16 protein-coding genes and 1 tRNA gene are annotated in these 17,752 nt (G+C 63.8%); 10 read left to right on the top strand and 7 right to left on the bottom strand.

All coding sequences use genetic code 11. The features are described 5' to 3' along the window. Positions 1 to 5: 5 nt before the first annotated feature. From G572_RS0108855 to G572_RS23195, 4 genes are read right to left on the bottom strand one after another with little or no spacing between them, the layout of a single operon-like run. Positions 6 to 1,601: an ABC transporter substrate-binding protein gene (locus tag G572_RS0108855; protein ID WP_029058158.1), complete on the bottom strand. Its 1,596-nt coding sequence runs from the start codon at positions 1,599 to 1,601 to the stop codon at positions 6 to 8. Positions 1,602 to 1,643: 42 nt separating this feature from the next. Next, the gene (locus tag G572_RS0108850; protein WP_029058157.1) at positions 1,644 to 3,305 is read right to left on the bottom strand and encodes a thiamine pyrophosphate-dependent enzyme; all 1,662 of its coding nucleotides are present in this window, start codon (positions 3,303 to 3,305) and stop codon (positions 1,644 to 1,646) included. After that, entirely contained in the window at positions 3,302 to 3,964 is a 663-nt protein-coding gene (locus tag G572_RS0108845) for a TetR/AcrR family transcriptional regulator (protein ID WP_029058156.1), read from the bottom strand. Before G572_RS0108845 ends, G572_RS0108850 begins: the two co-directional genes overlap by 4 nt. Further along, complete coding sequence (locus tag G572_RS23195) at positions 3,951 to 4,883, bottom strand: DUF6963 family protein (protein WP_051242044.1); 933 nt, start codon at positions 4,881 to 4,883, stop codon at positions 3,951 to 3,953. Before G572_RS23195 ends, G572_RS0108845 begins: the two co-directional genes overlap by 14 nt. A gap of 374 nt (positions 4,884 to 5,257) precedes the next feature. Between G572_RS23195 and G572_RS0108835 the strand changes: the two genes are divergently transcribed. The 10 genes from G572_RS0108835 to G572_RS0108785 all read left to right on the top strand — a co-directional run bounded on the left by G572_RS0108835 (position 5,258) and on the right by G572_RS0108785 (position 14,817). Then, positions 5,258 to 6,508 (top strand): ABC transporter substrate-binding protein, encoded by a 1,251-nt coding sequence (locus G572_RS0108835; protein ID WP_245566188.1) that lies wholly within the window; start codon positions 5,258 to 5,260, stop codon positions 6,506 to 6,508. Positions 6,509 to 6,548: 40 nt separating this feature from the next. Continuing rightward, complete coding sequence (locus G572_RS23190) at positions 6,549 to 7,424, top strand: sugar phosphate isomerase/epimerase family protein (protein ID WP_051242042.1); 876 nt, start codon at positions 6,549 to 6,551, stop codon at positions 7,422 to 7,424. Continuing rightward, positions 7,421 to 8,206 carry a 6-phosphogluconolactonase gene (locus G572_RS0108825; RefSeq protein WP_029058154.1) on the top strand — a complete coding sequence of 262 codons (786 nt, stop codon included), beginning with the start codon at positions 7,421 to 7,423 and terminating at the stop codon, positions 8,204 to 8,206. Before G572_RS23190 ends, G572_RS0108825 begins: the two co-directional genes overlap by 4 nt. Next, positions 8,203 to 9,147: an ROK family protein gene (locus G572_RS0108820; protein WP_029058153.1), complete on the top strand. Its 945-nt coding sequence runs from the start codon at positions 8,203 to 8,205 to the stop codon at positions 9,145 to 9,147. Before G572_RS0108825 ends, G572_RS0108820 begins: the two co-directional genes overlap by 4 nt. Continuing rightward, positions 9,144 to 10,217, top strand: a complete 1,074-nt coding sequence (locus G572_RS0108815; RefSeq protein WP_029058152.1) for an ABC transporter ATP-binding protein — start codon at positions 9,144 to 9,146, stop codon at positions 10,215 to 10,217. Before G572_RS0108820 ends, G572_RS0108815 begins: the two co-directional genes overlap by 4 nt. A 1-nt stretch (position 10,218) precedes the next feature. Further along, on the top strand, positions 10,219 to 11,127 hold the full coding sequence (locus G572_RS0108810; protein WP_245566187.1) for a carbohydrate ABC transporter permease: 909 nt from the start codon (positions 10,219 to 10,221) through the stop codon (positions 11,125 to 11,127). 1 nt (position 11,128) lies between these two features. After that, positions 11,129 to 11,968: a carbohydrate ABC transporter permease gene (locus tag G572_RS0108805; RefSeq protein ID WP_029058150.1), complete on the top strand. Its 840-nt coding sequence runs from the start codon at positions 11,129 to 11,131 to the stop codon at positions 11,966 to 11,968. A 30-nt stretch (positions 11,969 to 11,998) separates the two neighbouring features. After that, entirely contained in the window at positions 11,999 to 13,081 is a 1,083-nt protein-coding gene (locus tag G572_RS0108800) for a Gfo/Idh/MocA family protein (RefSeq protein WP_029058149.1), read from the top strand. 32 nt (positions 13,082 to 13,113) lie between these two features. After that, complete coding sequence (locus G572_RS0108795) at positions 13,114 to 13,680, top strand: TetR/AcrR family transcriptional regulator (protein ID WP_029058148.1); 567 nt, start codon at positions 13,114 to 13,116, stop codon at positions 13,678 to 13,680. A 291-nt stretch (positions 13,681 to 13,971) separates the two neighbouring features. Further along, positions 13,972 to 14,817 carry a cupin domain-containing protein gene (locus tag G572_RS0108785; protein WP_029058147.1) on the top strand — a complete coding sequence of 282 codons (846 nt, stop codon included), beginning with the start codon at positions 13,972 to 13,974 and terminating at the stop codon, positions 14,815 to 14,817. Positions 14,818 to 15,135: 318 nt separating this feature from the next. Here G572_RS0108785 and G572_RS0108775 read toward each other — a convergent pair. The 3 genes from G572_RS0108775 to G572_RS23185 form a co-directional block, all read right to left on the bottom strand. Next, a tRNA-Arg gene (locus tag G572_RS0108775) sits at positions 15,136 to 15,212 on the bottom strand. Positions 15,213 to 15,759: 547 nt separating this feature from the next. Beyond that, positions 15,760 to 16,974: a tryptophan synthase subunit beta gene (trpB, locus tag G572_RS0108770; protein ID WP_029058145.1), complete on the bottom strand. Its 1,215-nt coding sequence runs from the start codon at positions 16,972 to 16,974 to the stop codon at positions 15,760 to 15,762. Continuing rightward, a complete protein-coding gene (locus G572_RS23185; protein WP_037546275.1) occupies positions 16,971 to 17,681 on the bottom strand; it encodes a phosphoribosylanthranilate isomerase in 711 nt (236 codons plus the stop codon). Before G572_RS23185 ends, trpB begins: the two co-directional genes overlap by 4 nt. Positions 17,682 to 17,752: the final 71 nt, after the last annotated feature.

Below are 17,752 nucleotides of genomic sequence, written 5' to 3'. Positions count from 1 at the left end.
TGGCCTCACCCGTCCTTGGAGATGTTCCAGAACACCGTGATCGGGCTTTCAAGGAAGCCGCTCCACTGGGTGTTCCACGCGGCCGGGATCCTGAATTGGCCAAGAGGTCCGACGACGCCCTCATCCACGGCGATCTTCTGGATCTTCTTGGCGATCTGCTTTTGCTCATCGACCGAGGAGGCCTTGGCGTAAGCGATCCGCAATGCGGAAATCTCCGGCACATCAGGCCAGCCGGCCCAGGATTCGCGCCCGTCCGTGGCAAGCGGAGTGTTGCCGAAGGGATCGCCGCTGGTCGCAAGGATGCTATAGGTCGAAAAGATGTTCCAGCCGCCCTGCGACGGTGCGTCCTGGTTGCTTTGCTGGGCCGCAAGCGTCTGCCAGTCCATCATTTTCATCTGGACATTGAAGCCGGCCTTGCGCAACGCGTCGCCGATCACGATGGGCTGGGGCACCACCATGGCGAGGTCCGTCGGCGCCATGATCACGACCGGCGTGTCGTCATAACCGGCTTCCGCGAGGAGCGCCTTTGCCTTGTCGAGCTGCGCGTTGACAACCCAATCGCGACCGTATTCGTCGCCATTGACGTTGCCGCAGCCCATGATCGCCGCGCAGGTCTGGTAATAGTCGGGATTGCCGACCAGCGCCTGCATGACCGCCGTCTGGTCGACAGCCGCGATTGCCGCCTGCCGCACCAGCTTGTTGTCAAAGGGCGGGTGGAGCCAGTTCATGCGGAAATACGTCCAGGCGCCCAGCGGATCGAGAATGTCGACCGTGATTTCGGGCGCATTCTCGACGAGGGGCAAAAGGTCGAAGGGGACCTGCTGGATGAAATCCACCTCGCCGCTCTGCAGCGCGCTGACGGCGGTCATCTGGTCAGGCATCGTGAGCCATTCGACACGATCCACCTTCACGTCCTTGCCACCGGCGGTCCAGCTTGCAGGTTCGTCACGCGGGACATAGTCCTCGAACTTTTCGTAGACCACCTTCACGCCGGGCCGGAACTCGTCCTCCACGAACACGAACGGGCCCGAGCCCGTGAACTCGTCGATGGGCTGGCTTGCGGGTGTCTCGGCCACGCGCTTGGGCATGATGAACGGAGCGCGCGAGCTCATTTTGGAAAGGCCGGCAAGCAAGAGCGTCGTCGGCGTCTTGAGCGCCACCGTGAAGGTCTTGTCGTCCACAATCTCGATTGTGTCGACCATATCCATCAAGGGTTTTGCCGTGCTGTCGATTTCCGCCCAGCGATTGATCGAGGCAACTGCGTCCTCGGCGGTCACGGCGGCGCCGTCATGCCACTTCAGGTCGTCGCGCAGCGTGAACGTGTAGGTCTTGTCGTCATCCGAGACCTCCCAGTCCGCCATCTGCGGCTGGATATTGAAGTCGGAATCCACGCCCAGGAGCGTGTCGTAGATCATGTATCCGTGGTCTCGCGTGATGAACGCCGTGGTCATGATCGGGTCTGTTATCCGCAGGCCGGACTGCATCACCACACGAAGCGTTTCGGAGCTTGCCGGGGCCGAGACGAATACGAGCGAGAGCGCCGCCGCCGCCACACCCGTCAGCAGCCGACGGGGTCCGGTCTTCCTGTCCTGTGTTGTCATATGCTCCTCCTGTTGCTTGTTGGAAACGGGACGTCTCTCTCCTCAGCCACCGCTTGCGAGCTGCGTTATTGTCGTGGCCGGAGAGATGTATTCGAGGCTCGTGCGCACCGAAATGACCGCCGGCCGGTCCGCGGAAAACGCCTCCTGAAGCGCAGGACGGATCGCTCCGGCCGTGTCGACCTGCAACGCCAGCGCACCGAAACTTTCGGCCCAGCCGCGAAAATCCGGATTGCACAGATCGGTCATGGCGCGCCTGCGAGGGAAATTTTTCTCCTGATGCATCCGGATCGTTCCGTATGAGCCGTTGTCCGAGACGATCAGGACCGGACGCGCGCCGTACTGGACGGCGGTCGCGAGCTCGTTGCCGGTCATCAGAATGCCCCCGTCGCCGGCGAAGCCGACAACCTGCCGGCCGGGAAATCGAAGGCTTGCCGCGACAGCGCCGGGCACGCCGAAGCCCATCGCGCCGGAGCACGGTCCGAGCATTCGCCGCTGACCGCCGAAGCGGATCAGCTTCTGCACCCAGGCACCGAAATTACCGGCGTCGCTGGCAACGATCGCGTTCTCGTCCAGGAGCGCATCGACCTGGCGCACAACGGCACCGAAGACGACGCCGTCCGTGGCGTCATCCGGCCCGTCCCACCTGCGGAGCCGGGACGCGCCCTCCCTGAGCGAGCGGCTCCAGTCGCGATGACGTTGGTCAGGCTGCTGCGGCGCAGTAGCAAGGAGCTGGCGCAGCACCTCCGCCGGATCGGCGGCGATCCCGAACGCCAGATCCCGAAAGCTGCCCAGCTCCGTGGCGTCCGGCCAGACCTGGATGACAGGCTGGCGCGGCCCCGGCGCGGCGGGAAAGCTGAAACCCTGGCTGGTAACGTCCCCCAGTCTGGCTCCCACGCCAAGCACCAGATCGCTTTCAGACAGCGCGTCGACCAGATCCGTCGGCGCGCCATATCCCAGGTGGCCGGCATATTGGGGATGGTCGTTGTCGATGACGTCAATCTGCCGGACGGCGGCCGCGACCGGAATGCCGAAGCGCTCCGCAACGCTGCGCAGTGTGTTCCGGCCGGGTTCGGTTTGCAGGAGGCCGCCGGCGATGATCAGCGGCCGCTCCGCGCCCGCGATCCGCCGGCGCAATTCCGCAATGTCATCGTCGGCCGCCGCCGCGCGAACGGGTCCCCGGCACGGAACGCTTTCGTCAAGCACGCTTTCCTCAAGCATGTCCTCCGGAAGCGAAATGACCACCGGACCGGGCGTGCCGGCACGGGCGCGATGAAACGCGGTCGCGACGGTATCCGCCAGTCGTTGCGGATCGTGAACCTCGGCGGTCCATTTGCACACCTGATCGAACAGGCGTGCGTGATCCACCTCCTGAAAGGCGTTCATGCCGAGATGCGGCCGCTCGACCTGCCCGATGAACAAAATGAGCGGGACCGCATCCTGTTGCGCCGTGTGCACAGCAATCGCCGCGTTCATCGCGCCCGGCCCGCGGCTGACAAACGCGATGCCGGGGCGACCGGTCAGCTTTGCGTCCGCCACCGCCATGAACCCCGCACCGCCTTCGTGCCGGGCGGTCACGACCTGGATCTCCGGCGTGTCCACAAGGGCATCGAGTACGCTCAGATAGCTTTCGCCGGGCACGCAAAAGACCCGGTCGACGCCATGGCGGACCAGCGACCTGACAAGCACATCCGCAGCCCTGGTCATTCATTCGTCTCCGTCTTGTCCGTTGTTCCGGCCCGCGCCCGTTCCAGCGCCTGCAGGGACTCCGCGCGCAAGTCTTCCGGCAATGCGCTGAGGGCAAGATCCACCGCGCTCCAGATGCGGCTCCAGCCTTCGTCGGTGCGCAGCGGCACCCCCAGGAAGACGTCTTCGGTCTTGGACCGCAGCGACAGATAGAGGATCCCGGCAAGCAAAACGCTGACGAAAGCCGGCATATCCGCATCGCCGGTCAGCCCGTCGAGCCGATCAATGAAGGTGCGCGCCTCGCGTTCGCGGCGCTCCCGCAGACGGTCCCCCACCTCCGTGCGTTCGATCAGCTCCCATCGGCGAACCGCCGCGACCGCCTGATCGCGGGCCAGGATGGCTTCCTGCTCGCGCAGCATGGCGCGGATCAGGGCGACCGGGGTCAGGCTGCTGGTGTCCGCGGAAGGGAGCAGTCCGGATTTGCTGCTCCAGTAGTCCCGGCCCTGCATCCAGGCGAGCATCAGGCCGGGCATGCCGTCGAAGTAACGATAGATGAGTTCCTTGCTCACCCCCGCCCGCTTTGCGATCACATTGATGCCGACGCTCTGCATCCCGCCTTCGGTCAGCTGCGCGCCCAGCGCCTCAAGAATTGCCCGCTCTGTCTTCTCACGGCGTGACATGCGGATCCCTTTCCACCGCAAAACGGCTCTGAATCTCGGGCGAGGGTGTCGCCAGATCTCCTGCGAGGCGCGCGAAAACCTCGGATGCGCATACCCCGACCGGCCGGCCGTCCTGCCAGACGGGTGCCCGGGAATAGATGACGGTCGTCAGCCCCGCAGGCTCCGGCCACCACGGGTCGGCGCGACGGATCAGCGTCACCCGCCCGGCGGCGTCGATCTCGACGCGATCCGTCCGCGCACGACAGACCGGAACGGGGTGTGCCAGTTCGGCAAGAAACGTCCGCGCGGGCCCGCCCGAGAGACGCGACCAGACGACATCGCCAATGGCAGTGCCGCCACCGCAACCGACAGCGAAGTGGATCGAGTTGCCCAGCAGGGCATAGCCCCGCCGTTCGTCGGCACGGGACGCCTGGATCAGGTCGCACCGTCGCGCGACCCTTGCCGTGTTGGCGAATCCGATGCGCCCGTCCAACGTCACCGCGATCAGGCCGGCGTCCATCTCCGGATCGCCTCCCACCGCAGCCTGGACCGCCTCGGAGGGCGTCTCGCCCCGGGCCATGCGCCGGAGAACCGACGCATTGGAGGGGACCCCCGCCGCATCGATCCGGTTCGGCAGACGGTGGCCGGTAACGAGCCCCAGCCCGGCGCCGGCGACGAGAAACTGGGAAAGCGGTTCGGGGCGGTCCGGCCCGCTCGAGATTACGGCCGCACAACGCGCGTCTCCAAAGGCGTCGGCAGCCTGGAGCTGCGAGGCCCCGCCGCGCTGGCATGCAATCTGGCGATGCACGCCCTGGCGGTCCAGAATCGAGAACACCGCAAAGCCACCGATGGCGCCGCGCCCGAGGACTTCAGTGGCGCGCAGGCCGTCGAGAACGGCGCGTCCCGCGTTCTGTCCGTATGCGGCGATCCCTATCGTCATTGCCGAAACGCGCTCCCCTCAGCAAATGTGACCAGTTAGTCACATTCACACTACGGGATTGGCGCGCGCTGTCAACGTCTCCGTGCGGCGCGCTCTCCGACGCCGCCGAAAGCGATCGATCTGCACCACCGCATCCCGTTGGACATCGCCCGCTCAGCCAGTCGGCCCAAAGCAAATGAAACGCGGGCTCAAGTCGCCGCATGGCCGGTTGAATCGTCGCGCCGGCGCGCGGACGCCACCTCGGGCATCCACACCCCTCGCGCTCCTTGACCCATGCGCCACGCCGATCCGTTTACTTTACCGTCCAGACGGTATAGTAATTGACCTGTCTTGAACGTGACCGGGGAGGAAACACGGTGCAATTGGACGGACTATTGAAAACGACGGCCCTTGTCGGGGCCATCCTTTGGAGCGGTTCGACAGGGGCAGCGGAAATCTCGATCTTCTGCAGCTCGGCCGGCGCCGAACTCGAGCTTTGCCAATCGGCCTCCGACGCCTGGGCGAAGGAAACTGGCAACACGGTCAAGATCAACAAGATGCCGGCAAACTGGGGCGAGGCGCTCCCGCTCTACCAGCAGCTTCTTGCCGGCAAGTCCGGCGATATCGACGTGCTGACACTCGACAATATCTGGGTCGGCGCGCTCGCCCCCCACCTCGTCGACCTGAAGAAGAAGGTGCCGGCGGAGGAACTGTCGGCCCATTTCGAAGCAGCCCTTGCCGACTCCACCCTTGAAGGCAAGCTGCTCGCCATGCCCTGGTTCGTCGATGCGGGCCAGATGTTCTACCGCAAGGACTTGCTCGAAAAATACGGCAAGCCAGAGCCGAAAACCTGGGCAGAGCTGACAGAGACCGCAAAGTTCATTCAGGAGCAGGAACGCGCCGCCGGCAACAACGACATGTGGGGGTACGTCTGGCAGGGCCGTGCCTATGAGGGCCTGACCTGCAATGCGCTCGAATGGGTCGCCTCTCATGGTGGTGGCACCTTCATCGCTCCGGACGGTGAAATCACGGCGAACAATCCCGAAGCTGTCGAAGCGCTTGAGCTTGCGCGCACCTGGATCGGCGGCATCAGCCCGCAAGGCGTGCTCAACTATGACGAGGAGGGCTCGCGCGGCGTCTTCGAGGCCGGCAATTCAGTCTTCCACCGCAACTGGGGTTACGTGTGGGGGACCAGCCAGGCCGAAGGCTCGGCACTTCTCGGCAAGGTCGGCGTGATGGCGCTGCCGATTGGCGTGGAAGGGGAACGCTCGAGCGGCTGCTACGGCGCCGGCCTTCTCGGTGTGTCCAAATACGCCGAAGACGTCGAGGCGGCCGTCAGCCTGGTGCGGTACCTCACAAACGCCAGGGAGCAAAAGCGCCGTGCCTTGCAGGGCTACAGCCCGACGCTCAAGGCGCTTTACCAGGACGCGGAAATCCTCGCGAAAAACCCCTCGCTGCGGTTTGCCGAGGAGGCCTATGCGGAAAGCGCTTCGCGGCCCTCGCAGGTCACGGGAGCCTCCTACAATCGCGTTTCGCAACGCATCTTCAGCGGCGTGCACAACGTGTTGAGCGGCAAGGAAAACGCCGAAGAAGGCCTTTCGAAGGTGAGCGACAACCTCGAACGGCTAAAGAAACGCGGCTGGTAGGCGCTCGACGCAATTCCAGCAAAAACGCAAGGACAAGACAGTGAACATCGCGATTGCACCGTGTTGCTGGGGCATCTACTGGCCCACAGGAAACACTCTCGGCTGGACCGATTATCTCGACCGTATCGTTGCCGCCGGATACCGCCATACCGAACTCGGCCCCTACGGCTATTTCTCGACCGATCCCGAGGTGCTTTCGCGCGAACTGGACCGCCGCGGCCTGTCCGCGGTCGCGGCGGCACATGTCCACACGCTGGCGGACGCGGCCACCTCGGCCGCGCTCGCCGAGCGGACCCATCAGATATGCAGCCTGCTCAAGTCCGTCGGGGGCACGCATTTTATCCTGATGGATGAATCCGAGTTTTACCCGAAGGACAGGATGGGGGTCGTCGACGAGGACGGCTGGCGCGCGGTCGTCGGATCGACCCTGTTATCCGCCCGGATCGTGCGCGAATACGGCCTCCAGTTCAGCTTCCACCCGCACGTCGGCACCTGCATCGAGCATGAGGACCAGATCGAGCGGCTTCTCGCAGAGACCGACCCTGATCTCGTCGGGATTTGCCTCGATACCGGCCACCATGCCTATTGGAAGGCCGATCCGAAAGCGTTCTTCCTGCGCCACAAGGCACGCATCAACAGCATCCATCTCAAGAACGTCGACGGCGCGTTCCGCGAGAAGGTCCTGGCGGAAAACATCCATTGCGACAGCGCCTTCGAAGACGGCATCATGACCGACCTCGACCGCGGTGCCGTCGATATCGCCGATTTCATGCGGGCCGTGGCTGCAAGCGGTTATGACGGCCCTCTCGTCGTCGAACAGGATCTTGCACCAAAACACCCGGAACCGCCCGAGGCGATCGCCGCCCGAAACTTCACCTTCGTCTCCAGCCTGGTCGCGGAGCGGGCCGGCAAATGAAAATCGCGATCCACGATACGCCCGAGGCGATCGGAGAACATCTCGCAACCCGCATTCTCGCCGAAATCGGCGAGGCCAATGCCGACGGCAGGCCATATGTTCTCGGCTGCCCGGGCGGACGCAGCCCGATGCCCGTCTACCAGGCCCTTGAGCGTCGGTTGAAAGCGACTCCGGTCGACTGTTCACGGCTGGTCATCGCGATGATGGACGAATATCTGCTGGGGGATGCCGACGGCCTTCATGTCCCCCCCGCGTGTGCCCATTATTCCTGCCGCGGCTTTGGCGAACGGGAGATCGTCGGTCGCATAAACGGGCCCTTGCCGGACGCCTTGCGCATGCAGGAGGCGAATTTCCGTATGCCTTCGCTCGCTGAGCCTGAGGCCTTCGATCGTGATCTTGCCAAGCTCGGCGGCGTCGATCTCTTCCTGCTGGCCTCCGGTGCCGGCGATGGCCACATCGCCTTCAACCCGCCGGGTTCCGATCGCAACAGCCGGACGCGCATCGTCGCCCTGGCCGAGCAGACACGGCACGACAACCTCGCGACCTTTCCCGATTTCACCGGGATCGAAAGCGTCCCGGCCCATGGCCTGACCATCGGCACCGGTTCCATCGCCACGCTCTCGAAAGCCGTTGCAATGATCGTTTGGGGGGATGGCAAACGCGCAGCCTTTGGGCGACTTTCAAACGCCACGGCCTACGACCCCAGCTGGCCGGCAACCATTCTTGCCGAATGCGCCAACGGCGAACTCCATGCCGATATCGCCGCCGGACGCCGGCCATGACAGGCCATGCAATCGGAATCGATGTGGGCGGCACCAAGACAAAGGCCTGCATCGTCAGGCTTTCGGACGGAAGGGTCGTCGCCGAGCGCACGGAGGCGACACCCTGCCGTGAGGGCGGAGAGGCCGTGCTCGATCTTGTCTGCGGCCTCGCAGCCGGCATGCAGGACCGCGCGACGGCACAGGGCCTCGGCGTTGCCGCCCTCGGAATTTGCCTGCCGGAACTCGTGACGCGGGACGGTGAAGCGGCATCGGCCTGGAATTTCGACTGGCGTGGCCTCGATTACCGTGCGCGGTTGAACGCCCTTGCCCCATGCCACATCGACAGCGACGTGCGCGCGGCCGCCTATGCGGAGGGCTGGATCGGCGCAGGCAAGAATGTCGATCCTTTCGTCTATGTCACCATTTCCACGGGCCTTTCCCACTCGCTGGTCATCGGCGGCACCCCCTATGAAGGCGCCCGCGGTTTCGCCATCCACTTCTCCGGCAGCGACATCGTCGCCTTCGACGGAAACGGCCGGGAAGTCCGGCACAATCTGGAGCTCTTCGCGAGCGGAAAGGCACTTGGCGAACAATATGCCGCGCTTGTCGGACGGTCCGCGGCTTCGGCACAGACGCTTTTTGAAGCTGAGGCGGACGATACGCGCGCCGCGGAGCTGATCGGCAAGGCGCTCCTGTCGCTCGCCTCTTATCTGGGCCAGCTTGTCAACACTCTGGACCCCGGCATGCTTGTCCTGGGTGGCGGCATCGGCAGCGATCCGAATGTGACGCCTCGCCTGGCAGCGTTGACGCGCGAATTCATCTGGGCCGACGGCGCGCGAGACATGCCGATTGTCGCAAGCCACCTCGGCGGCACAGCCTGCACCGTCGGCGTGGCCGCATTGGCGGCCAGGTCACTCGACGCAGGTACGAATAAGACAATCAGCAAGATGGAACGGTCATGAGCAGCTTGGATCTCATCAACGTCGTCAAACGCTTCGGCGAGCTGACAGTCATCGACGGCGTCGATCTCGACATAACCGAGGGCGAGTTCGTCGTCTTCGTCGGCCCCTCCGGTTGCGGCAAGTCGACATTGTTGCGCATGATCGCGGGGCTGGAGGAAATCTCAAGCGGCGAGTTGCGCATCGCCGGCAATCGGATGAACGAGACGCCGCCGGCCAAACGCAACATCGCCATGGTCTTTCAGTCCTATGCGCTCTATCCGCATATGAATGTCGAGCGCAATCTCGGCTTTGCGCTGGAAACGGCGCGGCTTCCCGCCGCCGAAATCCGCGAGCGTGTGACGAAAGCGGCGCGGTTCCTGCAGATCGACCACCTTCTCGATCGCCGCCCCGCGCAACTTTCCGGCGGGCAGCAGCAGCGCGTCGCCATCGGCCGCGCGCTCGTGCGCCAGCAAAAACTCTTCCTGTTCGACGAACCGCTCTCCAACCTCGATGCGGACCTGCGCATGGAGATGCGCGTGGAAATCGCCCGCATCCACCGCGAGATGAAAGCCACCACCGTCTACGTCACCCATGACCAGATGGAGGCGATGACCCTTGCCGATCGCATCGTCGTCCTGAAGGAGGGGCGCATTGCGCAGGCCGGAACGCCGATGGAGCTTTACGAACGCCCGGCAAACCGCTTCGTCGCCAGCTTCATCGGCTCCCCGCGGATGAATTTCCTTCCCGGAACGCTGACGCAGGACGGAGAGGAAAGCGTGCTGACGCTTTTCGGCACCCCCCACCGTCTCCCGGCTCACGACTATGCCGGCGAGGTCACCGTCGGCATCCGTCCGGAAGACCTTATCCTCGGCGGCGGCGAGGTCACGCTGACGGCTGACGTCCTGCTCGTCGAACCGCTGGGCGGCGAAGCCCTGGTTCATCTCAATGTCGAAGACGGTCGCTCGATCGTCGTGAAGGTGCAGGGAAAGCCGGACATCCGCCCGGGCGCCACAACCAGCGTCGGCTGGAACCATACCCGCGCAAATCTCTTCGACAAGGACGAACGCGCCCTAAGCAGGAAGGGGGCATGACATGACGAGCGGACCCATGCGCATCGGCCTCAAAGCCACGCGGGCACGTACGGCCTGGCTCTTCCTGGCACCGAGCTTTCTCGTGCTCTTTGCCGTGGCGCTCTGGCCGCTCGGACGAACCTTCCTGTTCTCCTTCACCGACGCCTTCCTCACCCAGCCCGACCTCTACGACTACATCGGCCTGGAGAATTATTTCACGCTGTTCGAAGATCCGCTCTGGTGGCAGTCGGTCCGCAATACCCTCTATTTCACCGTCATTTCCGTTTCCATCGAAACGGCGCTGGGGCTTGCCATCGCGCTGCTGCTGAATGCCAGACTTTCCGGCCGTGGTGCCTTGCGCGCGGTCATTCTCATTCCGTGGGCCATCCCCGTGGTCGTGAGCGCGCGCATGTGGCAGTGGATGCTTCACGACCAGTTCGGCATCGTCAATCATGTGCTGAAGCTGATGGGCTTCATTGACCATGGCATCGCCTGGACAGCCGACCCCGATCTCGTGATGCCGGTCATCATCGCGGTCGATGTCTGGATCACCACGCCCTTCATGGTGCTGCTCATCCTTGCCGGGCTGCAAATGCTGCCGAAGAGCATCTACGAAGCGGCCGCAATCGACGGCGTGTCGCAGTGGCGGCAGTTTACCGCGCTCACCCTGCCCCTGCTTGCACCCAGCATTGCCGTTGCCGTGCTCTTCCGCCTGCTCGACGCGCTCCGCATGTTCGACCTCAGCTTCGTTCTCTCCTCAAACAGCGACGATACCAAGACCGTGTCGATCTATGCCCGCGAGGTGCTGGTCAACTTCCAGGACATGGGTGTCGGCTCGGCGGCGAGTGCTGCAATCTTCCTGATGATCGCCCTCGTGACAGCGATCTACCTGACCGTCTTCCGGCTCAACCGCAAGCTTCTGGGGGCATGACATGGTGCACAGCACAACAGGCAGGCGTCTTCAGCGCATCGCGATTTACGGACTTTTTGCCGTGATCGCGCTCTACACGCTGTTTCCCTTCTACTGGATGATCGCCTCCTCGCTGAAATCGGGCCAGGCGATCTTCGACGTCACCTTTCTGCCGGACCTCAAGTTCAACAACTATAAGGTGATCCTGTCGGATGGCGTGTTCCTGCGCAGCCTGCTGAACTCGTTCATCGTGGCCACATCCGTCGTCGCGCTCTCGCTGGGACTGGCGGTCACGGCCGCCTATGCGCTGGGCCGCATCGACTTCGCTGGCCGTTCGCCGATCATGTTCCTGTTCCTCGCTGTCTCGATGTTCCCGCAGATCGCGCTGCTTTCCGGGCTCTTCGAGATGATCCGCTGGCTGGGCCTCTACAACTCGCTCGGATCGCTGGTCTTCGCCTACATGATCTTCACGCTGCCCTTCAACATCTGGGTGCTGACCACGTTCATGCGCAGCCTGCCACGGCAGATCGAAGAGGCGGCAATCATGGACGGCTGTTCGCCACTGCGCATCCTGCGCTGCATTTTTCTGCCGATGATGGGGCCGGCGCTGATCTCGACGGGCTTGCTTGCCTTCATCGCCTCGTGGAACGAGTTTCTCTTCGCGCTCACCTTCATCCTGACGGATGAGAACCGGACGGTGCCGGTCGCGATCGGCCTCATTTCCGGCTCCAGCCGTTATGAGTTCCCCTACGGCGCGATCATGGCAGCGTCCACCATCGTCACAGTGCCGCTGATCCTGCTGGCACTCCTTCTCCAGAAATACATCGTGTCCGGCCTCACCGCCGGTGCGGTCAAGGGATAGGCCCCTAGCGGGGCAGAAAGGTCTTTTTCCATGCGTATCGTCCGTGTCGGCCTTATCGGCCTTGGCGAGGTGAGCCAGCTCATGCATCTGCCGATCCTTGCCGATCACCGCCACCTGTTCGAAATCGCCGGCGTCTTCGACGTCTCGCCGAGCCTGACCGCGCATTGCGCCGACCGGTACTCTGCAAAGGCTTATGACAGTGCCGAGGCCCTGGCCTCCGCTCCCGATATCGATGCCGTCTTCGTCCTGACGCCGGACCAGACGCATCGCCACTATCTCGACATGGCACTGAAGGCCGGCAAGCACGTTTTCCTCGAGAAGCCGGCCTGCCTGACCCTGGAGGAGGTCGACAGCGTCATGCCGCTTGCCCGACAGTCCGGCTGTCTTGTCTTCGTCGCCTACATGCGACGCTATTCGGCGAGTTTCCTGAAGGCCAAGGAAATGATGCCGCCGCGCGAAGAATTGCGCTATGTGCGCGTGCGCGACCTTATCTGCGAAGGTCCGTTTTTCATCCGGCAGACCCGTGACATCTTCTATCCTGACGATCTCGACGACGCTTTCCTCGAGCGGTCCCGCGCCGAGACCGACAGCTTGCTGCACGACGTCGCCGGCAAGGACGCTCCGCCGAGCCTGATGCGCGCCTACCAGGTCCTGACCGGGCTCTCCTCGCACAGCCTTTCCGCGATGCGCGAGCTGATCGGCCTGCCGCAGCGGGTCATCGCCGCCCACCACAAGCAGAACGGGGAGCAGATCGTGGCGCTCTTCGATTACGGTCATTTCACCGCGGTCTACGAGGCGCTGATCGACAATGTCGCGCGCTTCGACGCCAGCATTGAAGTCTATTCCGACCGCCGCCGCATGAGCGTCGGCTACGACACGCCCTATATCCGCAATTTGCCGACAACGCTGGAGGTGACGGATTCAACCGACACCGAAACGGAAACCCGAACATTCGGTCCCAGCTACACCGACCCCTTCTCCATCGAGCTGAACGCCTTTCACGACCATCTCGTGAACGGCACGACGCCGAAGACGACGCTCGACGATTCCCGCCAGGACCTTGCCTTGATGGCAGACATCGTCGGCCGTCTGCGCGAAAGTTCGTCGCTGTAACGCGAAGACCAGCAACAATATCGGGGTTCGACATGGCCAAACGTGGCACCGCACGGGAACGCATTCTCACCGCGGCCGAAGAGATCGTCGTCAACGAGGGCGTCTCTTCTCTTACATTCGACAAGGTGGCGGAGGTGACCGGCCTTTCCAAGGGCGGCATCCTCTACCATTTCGCCAGCAAGGATGCGTTGGTGCGCGCCATGGTTGAGCGTTTCGTCTATCGCTTCGAGACCGGACTGTCCGGGCTCGAAGGCGAGGACGAGGAACCGCATGGCCGCTATACGCGCGCCTACATGAAGGCGACAATGGGAGCGGCGGCCAGCACCGGCAACCATTACGACCGCCTCGGCGCCAGCATCACGGCAGCGCTGTCGAACTTTCCCGATCTCCTCGAGATCGTCCATCAGCAGAACATCCGCTGCCAGGCCGCTGTCGAGACAGACGGCCTCGATCCTGTTGAAGCCACAATCATCCGCCTCGCCATCGAAGGCATGTGGATGGCCGAAGTGTTCAACGTCATGCATCTCGACCCCGCCATGAAACAGGCCGTCATCGACCGGCTGGTCGCACGCACACGGCCCGAAAACACCGCTTCCTAGGGTGCGGACCCATGAATGAGGTTGATCGGCCAGACGCGGATTGCGTCTCGTCAGGAAGCAAAAACGCGGGAAATGCAGCTGTTTTCAAGCTTCTGCGATGCCCGGGAGACGCAGTCCGGTCAAGTCCCGGGTCCCGGAAACAGGCATGTCCCTCATTGTCGGCGCGCTCGACCGGGCAACCGACCCGCTTCGCGCGCCCTGTCTCGCGAAGGCTCCCGCGTTCCGACGTCACGTCAGTCTCATTTTTGGGTCCGCATCCAAGCGTTCCACCACATGAAGGAGAAGGTTTCCATGGGCTACAAGCCATCCCCCCGCCCCGTCTTTGATCGACCCAGCCACATTCCCTATGCCGGCGTGACGCGCCACCTGTGGGGCGAGGAAAATGCCGGCCTCGTCGACGACTGGATCTACGCGTCCACGGACAAAATCCACCAGATCGTCTTCGGCATGCAGCCGGGCGGCTGCTTCAAACACACCGATGCCTTCCGCACCATCTTTGGCGCCGACGAGTTGCTCTATGTGGTCAGCGGAACGCTCGGTCTCGCAAACCCGGAAACGGGTGAAGTCTGTATCGCCAGGCCGGGCGAAGCACTGTTCTTCCGCAAGGACACCTGGCACCATGGCTTCAACCTTGGCCAGGACCAGGTTCGCGTTCTCGAATTCTTCGCTCCGCCGCCGGCCAAGGGCACGTCCGGTCCCTATGCGCGCACCAAGCCGATGCTTGCGGAAAGCCGCTACATCCAGGAGGAATTCCTCGGCCGCTGGCCAATGGCTTCGGCCGAGCGACAAGAGGCCCGCACCATCCATCCCAAGCACGAGGCCGACATGTTGTGGAGCCTCGACGCGGAAACACAAGGCGCCTATACCGGCTTTTACTGTGCCACAGACCAGTTGACGGTCGGCAAAACGACAGTGCTCGGCGGCAATCGCACGCGCATCGAGCGTCACAAGGGCGATGAGTGCCTCTATGTTGTCTCTGGCGTGCTCAACATCCATATCCCCGAGGCCGAGGGACAAGCCTGGTTCGAGCTCAACCCGCGCGACGGCTTCTACATTCCCGCCGGTTTCGACCACCAGTATTTCAACATGTCGCAAACGCCTTGCGAGTTCGTCTTCGGCGTTGCGCCGGACTTCTGACAGATCTGACGGTGTCGAAACGTCAGGCGCTGAATGTGTGCCAGACGGTCAGAGTTGATTTTCGACCCCGGCGGCGGCGGACCATCCCGCGGCCGCCGGGGCGCGGACTTCGAGTTTCCGCAATCCGGACGATGACGCCAACCGCGACCCCAAGTCCTCGACAAGAATGAGATCTGCGCCGTCAAACGCAAACAGCCCGCGCTCGAGAGCGCGGCAAAGGCAGCGCGTGTCACGGCCAAAATGCGCGAAATCCCAGCCCAGCGTGCTACCCGGGACATTTCGGCGGAAAGCCAGAACCTGATAAGTCATTGAAAGAGATGGCGCACCCGATAGGATTCGAACCTATGACCTCTGCCTTCGGAGGGCAGCGCTCTATCCAGCTGAGCTACGGGTGCCTTGGCGCGTGGATGCGCCGAACAGGCCGAGGGATAGCCGATCCGCCGGGGAGAGGCAATGGTTTTGTCTCGGCTTCGCCTGCGGCAAACGACTTCTCGTCGCGCGGCATTTCCGGCGCGCGCAGGATCGGCCCCAAGACCCTGCGAACGCATGTCGCAACCGCGGACGTCCTGTTCGTGGGGAAGATCGTCGGCAGCAGGGTGGGGGACTTTGCGTGGCGCATCCCGGTCTTGCAAGACCGCCGCGAAGGTGTCGGCCGAAGAGGTCGGCGCCGCGCTTTCTCCATCAAAGCGGACATGCCGGTCGGCCGGGCCCGCGAGGGGCCATCTCCACGGCAGGTCCCCGCACAAGCCGCCTCGTTCACGCGCGCTTCAGGCCATGCGAAATCATCGCCGGTCAGCACCATGCGTACCTGTCATGCGCCCGCAGCCGTACAGCCCCAAGGAGCCCGACCGGCAGTGCGACCGGGATCCTGCGCTGGGAGACAGAAAAGGCGGCGAAATCACTTCGCCGCCTTTTCCGGAATTCAGAAGCTCGCCGGACCGATCAGAGGTCGTAACCCAGCATCTTGCCGACGGTGAAGACGTCCTTGTCGCCGCGCCCGCACAGGTTCATGACAATGATCTTGTCCTTCGCCATCGTCGGGGCGAGCTTCATCACCTGGGCCAGCGCATGCGCCGGCTCGAGCGCGGGAATGATGCCCTCGACCCGCGTGAGCAGCTTGAAGGCTTCCATCGCCTCCGCATCGGTGACCGGAAGATAGCTCACCCGGCCGCTTTCCTTGAGCCAGGAGTGCTCCGGCCCGATGCCGGGATAGTCGAGACCGGCCGAGATCGAATGGCCTTCCAGGATCTGGCCGTCGTCGTCCTGCAGCAGATAGGTGCGGTTGCCGTGCAGCACGCCCGGCTTGCCGGCGTTGAGCGAGGCGCAATGCTCCTCGCCCTCAAGTCCCTTGCCACCCGCCTCGACGCCATAGATCTCCACCCCCGGATCGTCCAGGAAGGGATGGAACAGGCCGATGGCGTTCGATCCACCGCCGACGGCTGCGACCAGCGCATCGGGCAGACGGCCTTCGGCGGCCAGCATCTGCTCGCGGGTTTCGGTGCCGATCACCGACTGAAAGTCGCGCACCATTTCCGGATAGGGGTGCGGGCCGGCCGCCGTGCCGATCAGATAGTAGGTGTCCTCGACATTGGTCACCCAGTCGCGCAACGCCTCGTTCATCGCATCCTTCAGCGTTCCGGCCCCCGCCGTCACCGGCACGATCTCCGCGCCCAGAAGCTTCATGCGGAAAACGTTCGGCTTTTGCCGCTCCACGTCGGTCGCGCCCATGTAGACGACGCAAGGCAGACCGAAACGGGCGCAGACGGTGGCCGTCGCGACGCCATGCTGGCCTGCACCGGTCTCGGCGATGATCCGGGTCTTGCCCATGCGCTTCGCCAGCAGGATCTGGCCCAGGCAGTTGTTGATCTTGTGGCTGCCCGTGTGGTTCAGCTCGTCGCGCTTGAAGTAGATCTTGGCGCCGCCCAGCTCCTCGGTCAGGCGCTCGGCGAAATAAAGCGGCGAGGGCCGGCCGGTGTAATGGGTATTTAGGTCGTCGACCTCGGCCTGGAAGGCCGGATCCGCCTTGGCGTCCTCGTAGGCCTGCTCCAGATCGAGGATCAGCGGCATCAGTGTTTCCGCCACGTAGCGACCGCCGAAAATGCCGAAATGGCCGCGCTCGTCGGGGCCGGAACGGTAGGTGTTGGGCTGGGTGGTCATGCGGTCCGTCCTTGTTGCGCCGCGCGCCCGGAGAGCGATCTGTCTCCGGCGGGCCTGTCGGTTGCGCCCTGGCGTGCCGCCGCCACGAACGCATGAATGAGATCTTCGTCCTTTTCCCCGCGTGCTCGCTCCACGCCGGAGGAAACGTCAACGTCGGCGATGCCGCCGATGCGGATCGCGTCCGCCACCGTCCGCGGATCGAGCCCTCCGGAAAGCATGAGCGGAACGCCAAGGTCAAGGCCCTGAAGCAGCGTCCAGTCGAAGCTTGCGCCATTGCCGCCCGGCAGATCCGCGCCCTTCGGCGGTTTGGCATCGAACAGCAGCCGGTCCACGTGGCCCACATAGGGCAGGGCGGCGGCGATGTCATCGGCCTCGCGGATGCCCAGCGCCTTCATGATCCTGACGCCATGGCGCGCCTTGAGGTCCGCGCAGCGCTGCGGGCTTTCCGATCCGTGCAGCTGCAGCCAGTCGGGGCGCACGCGCGCCACGATCGCGTCGATCGTCGCGTCGTCGGCGTTTACCGTGAGGGCGACGATTTCGGTCCGTCCACGCGCCAGATCGGCGAGCCGGGCAGCGGTCGCAAGGTCGACATGGCGCGGGCTTTTGGGGAAGAAAACAAGCCCGATCATGCCGGCACCGGCGGCAATCGCCGCCTCCAGCGTGTCCTCGGTCGACAGACCGCAGATCTTGATCGGGCCCTTGGCCATTGTTCCTGTCACTTTCGGTATCGCGGTGAGGGACGAACCGTCCCGACGTGCCGAACCCTTTACGACACGCC

Origin of the sequence: Stappia stellulata DSM 5886, assembly GCF_000423705.1 — a bacterium.
GTDB lineage: Bacteria > Pseudomonadota > Alphaproteobacteria > Rhizobiales > Stappiaceae > Stappia > Stappia stellulata.
The sequence above is the reverse complement of the archived record's forward strand: the minus strand, read 5'-3'. Positions and strand labels throughout refer to the sequence as shown.

Excerpts from the sequence above, each read along its gene's own strand:
- G572_RS0108855 (WP_029058158.1), bottom strand. The coding sequence starts at position 1,601 with ATGACAACACAGGACAGGAAGACCGGACCCCGTCGGCTGCTGACGGGT.
- G572_RS0108850 (WP_029058157.1), bottom strand. The coding sequence starts at position 3,305 with ATGACCAGGGCTGCGGATGTGCTTGTCAGGTCGCTGGTCCGCCATGGC.
- G572_RS0108845 (WP_029058156.1), bottom strand. The coding sequence starts at position 3,964 with ATGTCACGCCGTGAGAAGACAGAGCGGGCAATTCTTGAGGCGCTGGGC.
- G572_RS23195 (WP_051242044.1), bottom strand. The coding sequence starts at position 4,883 with ATGACGATAGGGATCGCCGCATACGGACAGAACGCGGGACGCGCCGTT.
- G572_RS0108825 (WP_029058154.1), top strand. The coding sequence starts at position 7,421 with ATGAAAATCGCGATCCACGATACGCCCGAGGCGATCGGAGAACATCTC.
- G572_RS0108820 (WP_029058153.1), top strand. The coding sequence starts at position 8,203 with ATGACAGGCCATGCAATCGGAATCGATGTGGGCGGCACCAAGACAAAG.
- G572_RS0108815 (WP_029058152.1), top strand. The coding sequence starts at position 9,144 with ATGAGCAGCTTGGATCTCATCAACGTCGTCAAACGCTTCGGCGAGCTG.
- G572_RS0108810 (WP_245566187.1), top strand. The coding sequence starts at position 10,219 with ATGACGAGCGGACCCATGCGCATCGGCCTCAAAGCCACGCGGGCACGT.
- G572_RS0108805 (WP_029058150.1), top strand. The coding sequence starts at position 11,129 with ATGGTGCACAGCACAACAGGCAGGCGTCTTCAGCGCATCGCGATTTAC.
- G572_RS0108800 (WP_029058149.1), top strand. The coding sequence starts at position 11,999 with ATGCGTATCGTCCGTGTCGGCCTTATCGGCCTTGGCGAGGTGAGCCAG.
- G572_RS0108795 (WP_029058148.1), top strand. The coding sequence starts at position 13,114 with ATGGCCAAACGTGGCACCGCACGGGAACGCATTCTCACCGCGGCCGAA.
- G572_RS0108785 (WP_029058147.1), top strand. The coding sequence starts at position 13,972 with ATGGGCTACAAGCCATCCCCCCGCCCCGTCTTTGATCGACCCAGCCAC.
- trpB (WP_029058145.1), bottom strand. The coding sequence starts at position 16,974 with ATGACCACCCAGCCCAACACCTACCGTTCCGGCCCCGACGAGCGCGGC.
- G572_RS23185 (WP_037546275.1), bottom strand. The coding sequence starts at position 17,681 with ATGGCCAAGGGCCCGATCAAGATCTGCGGTCTGTCGACCGAGGACACG.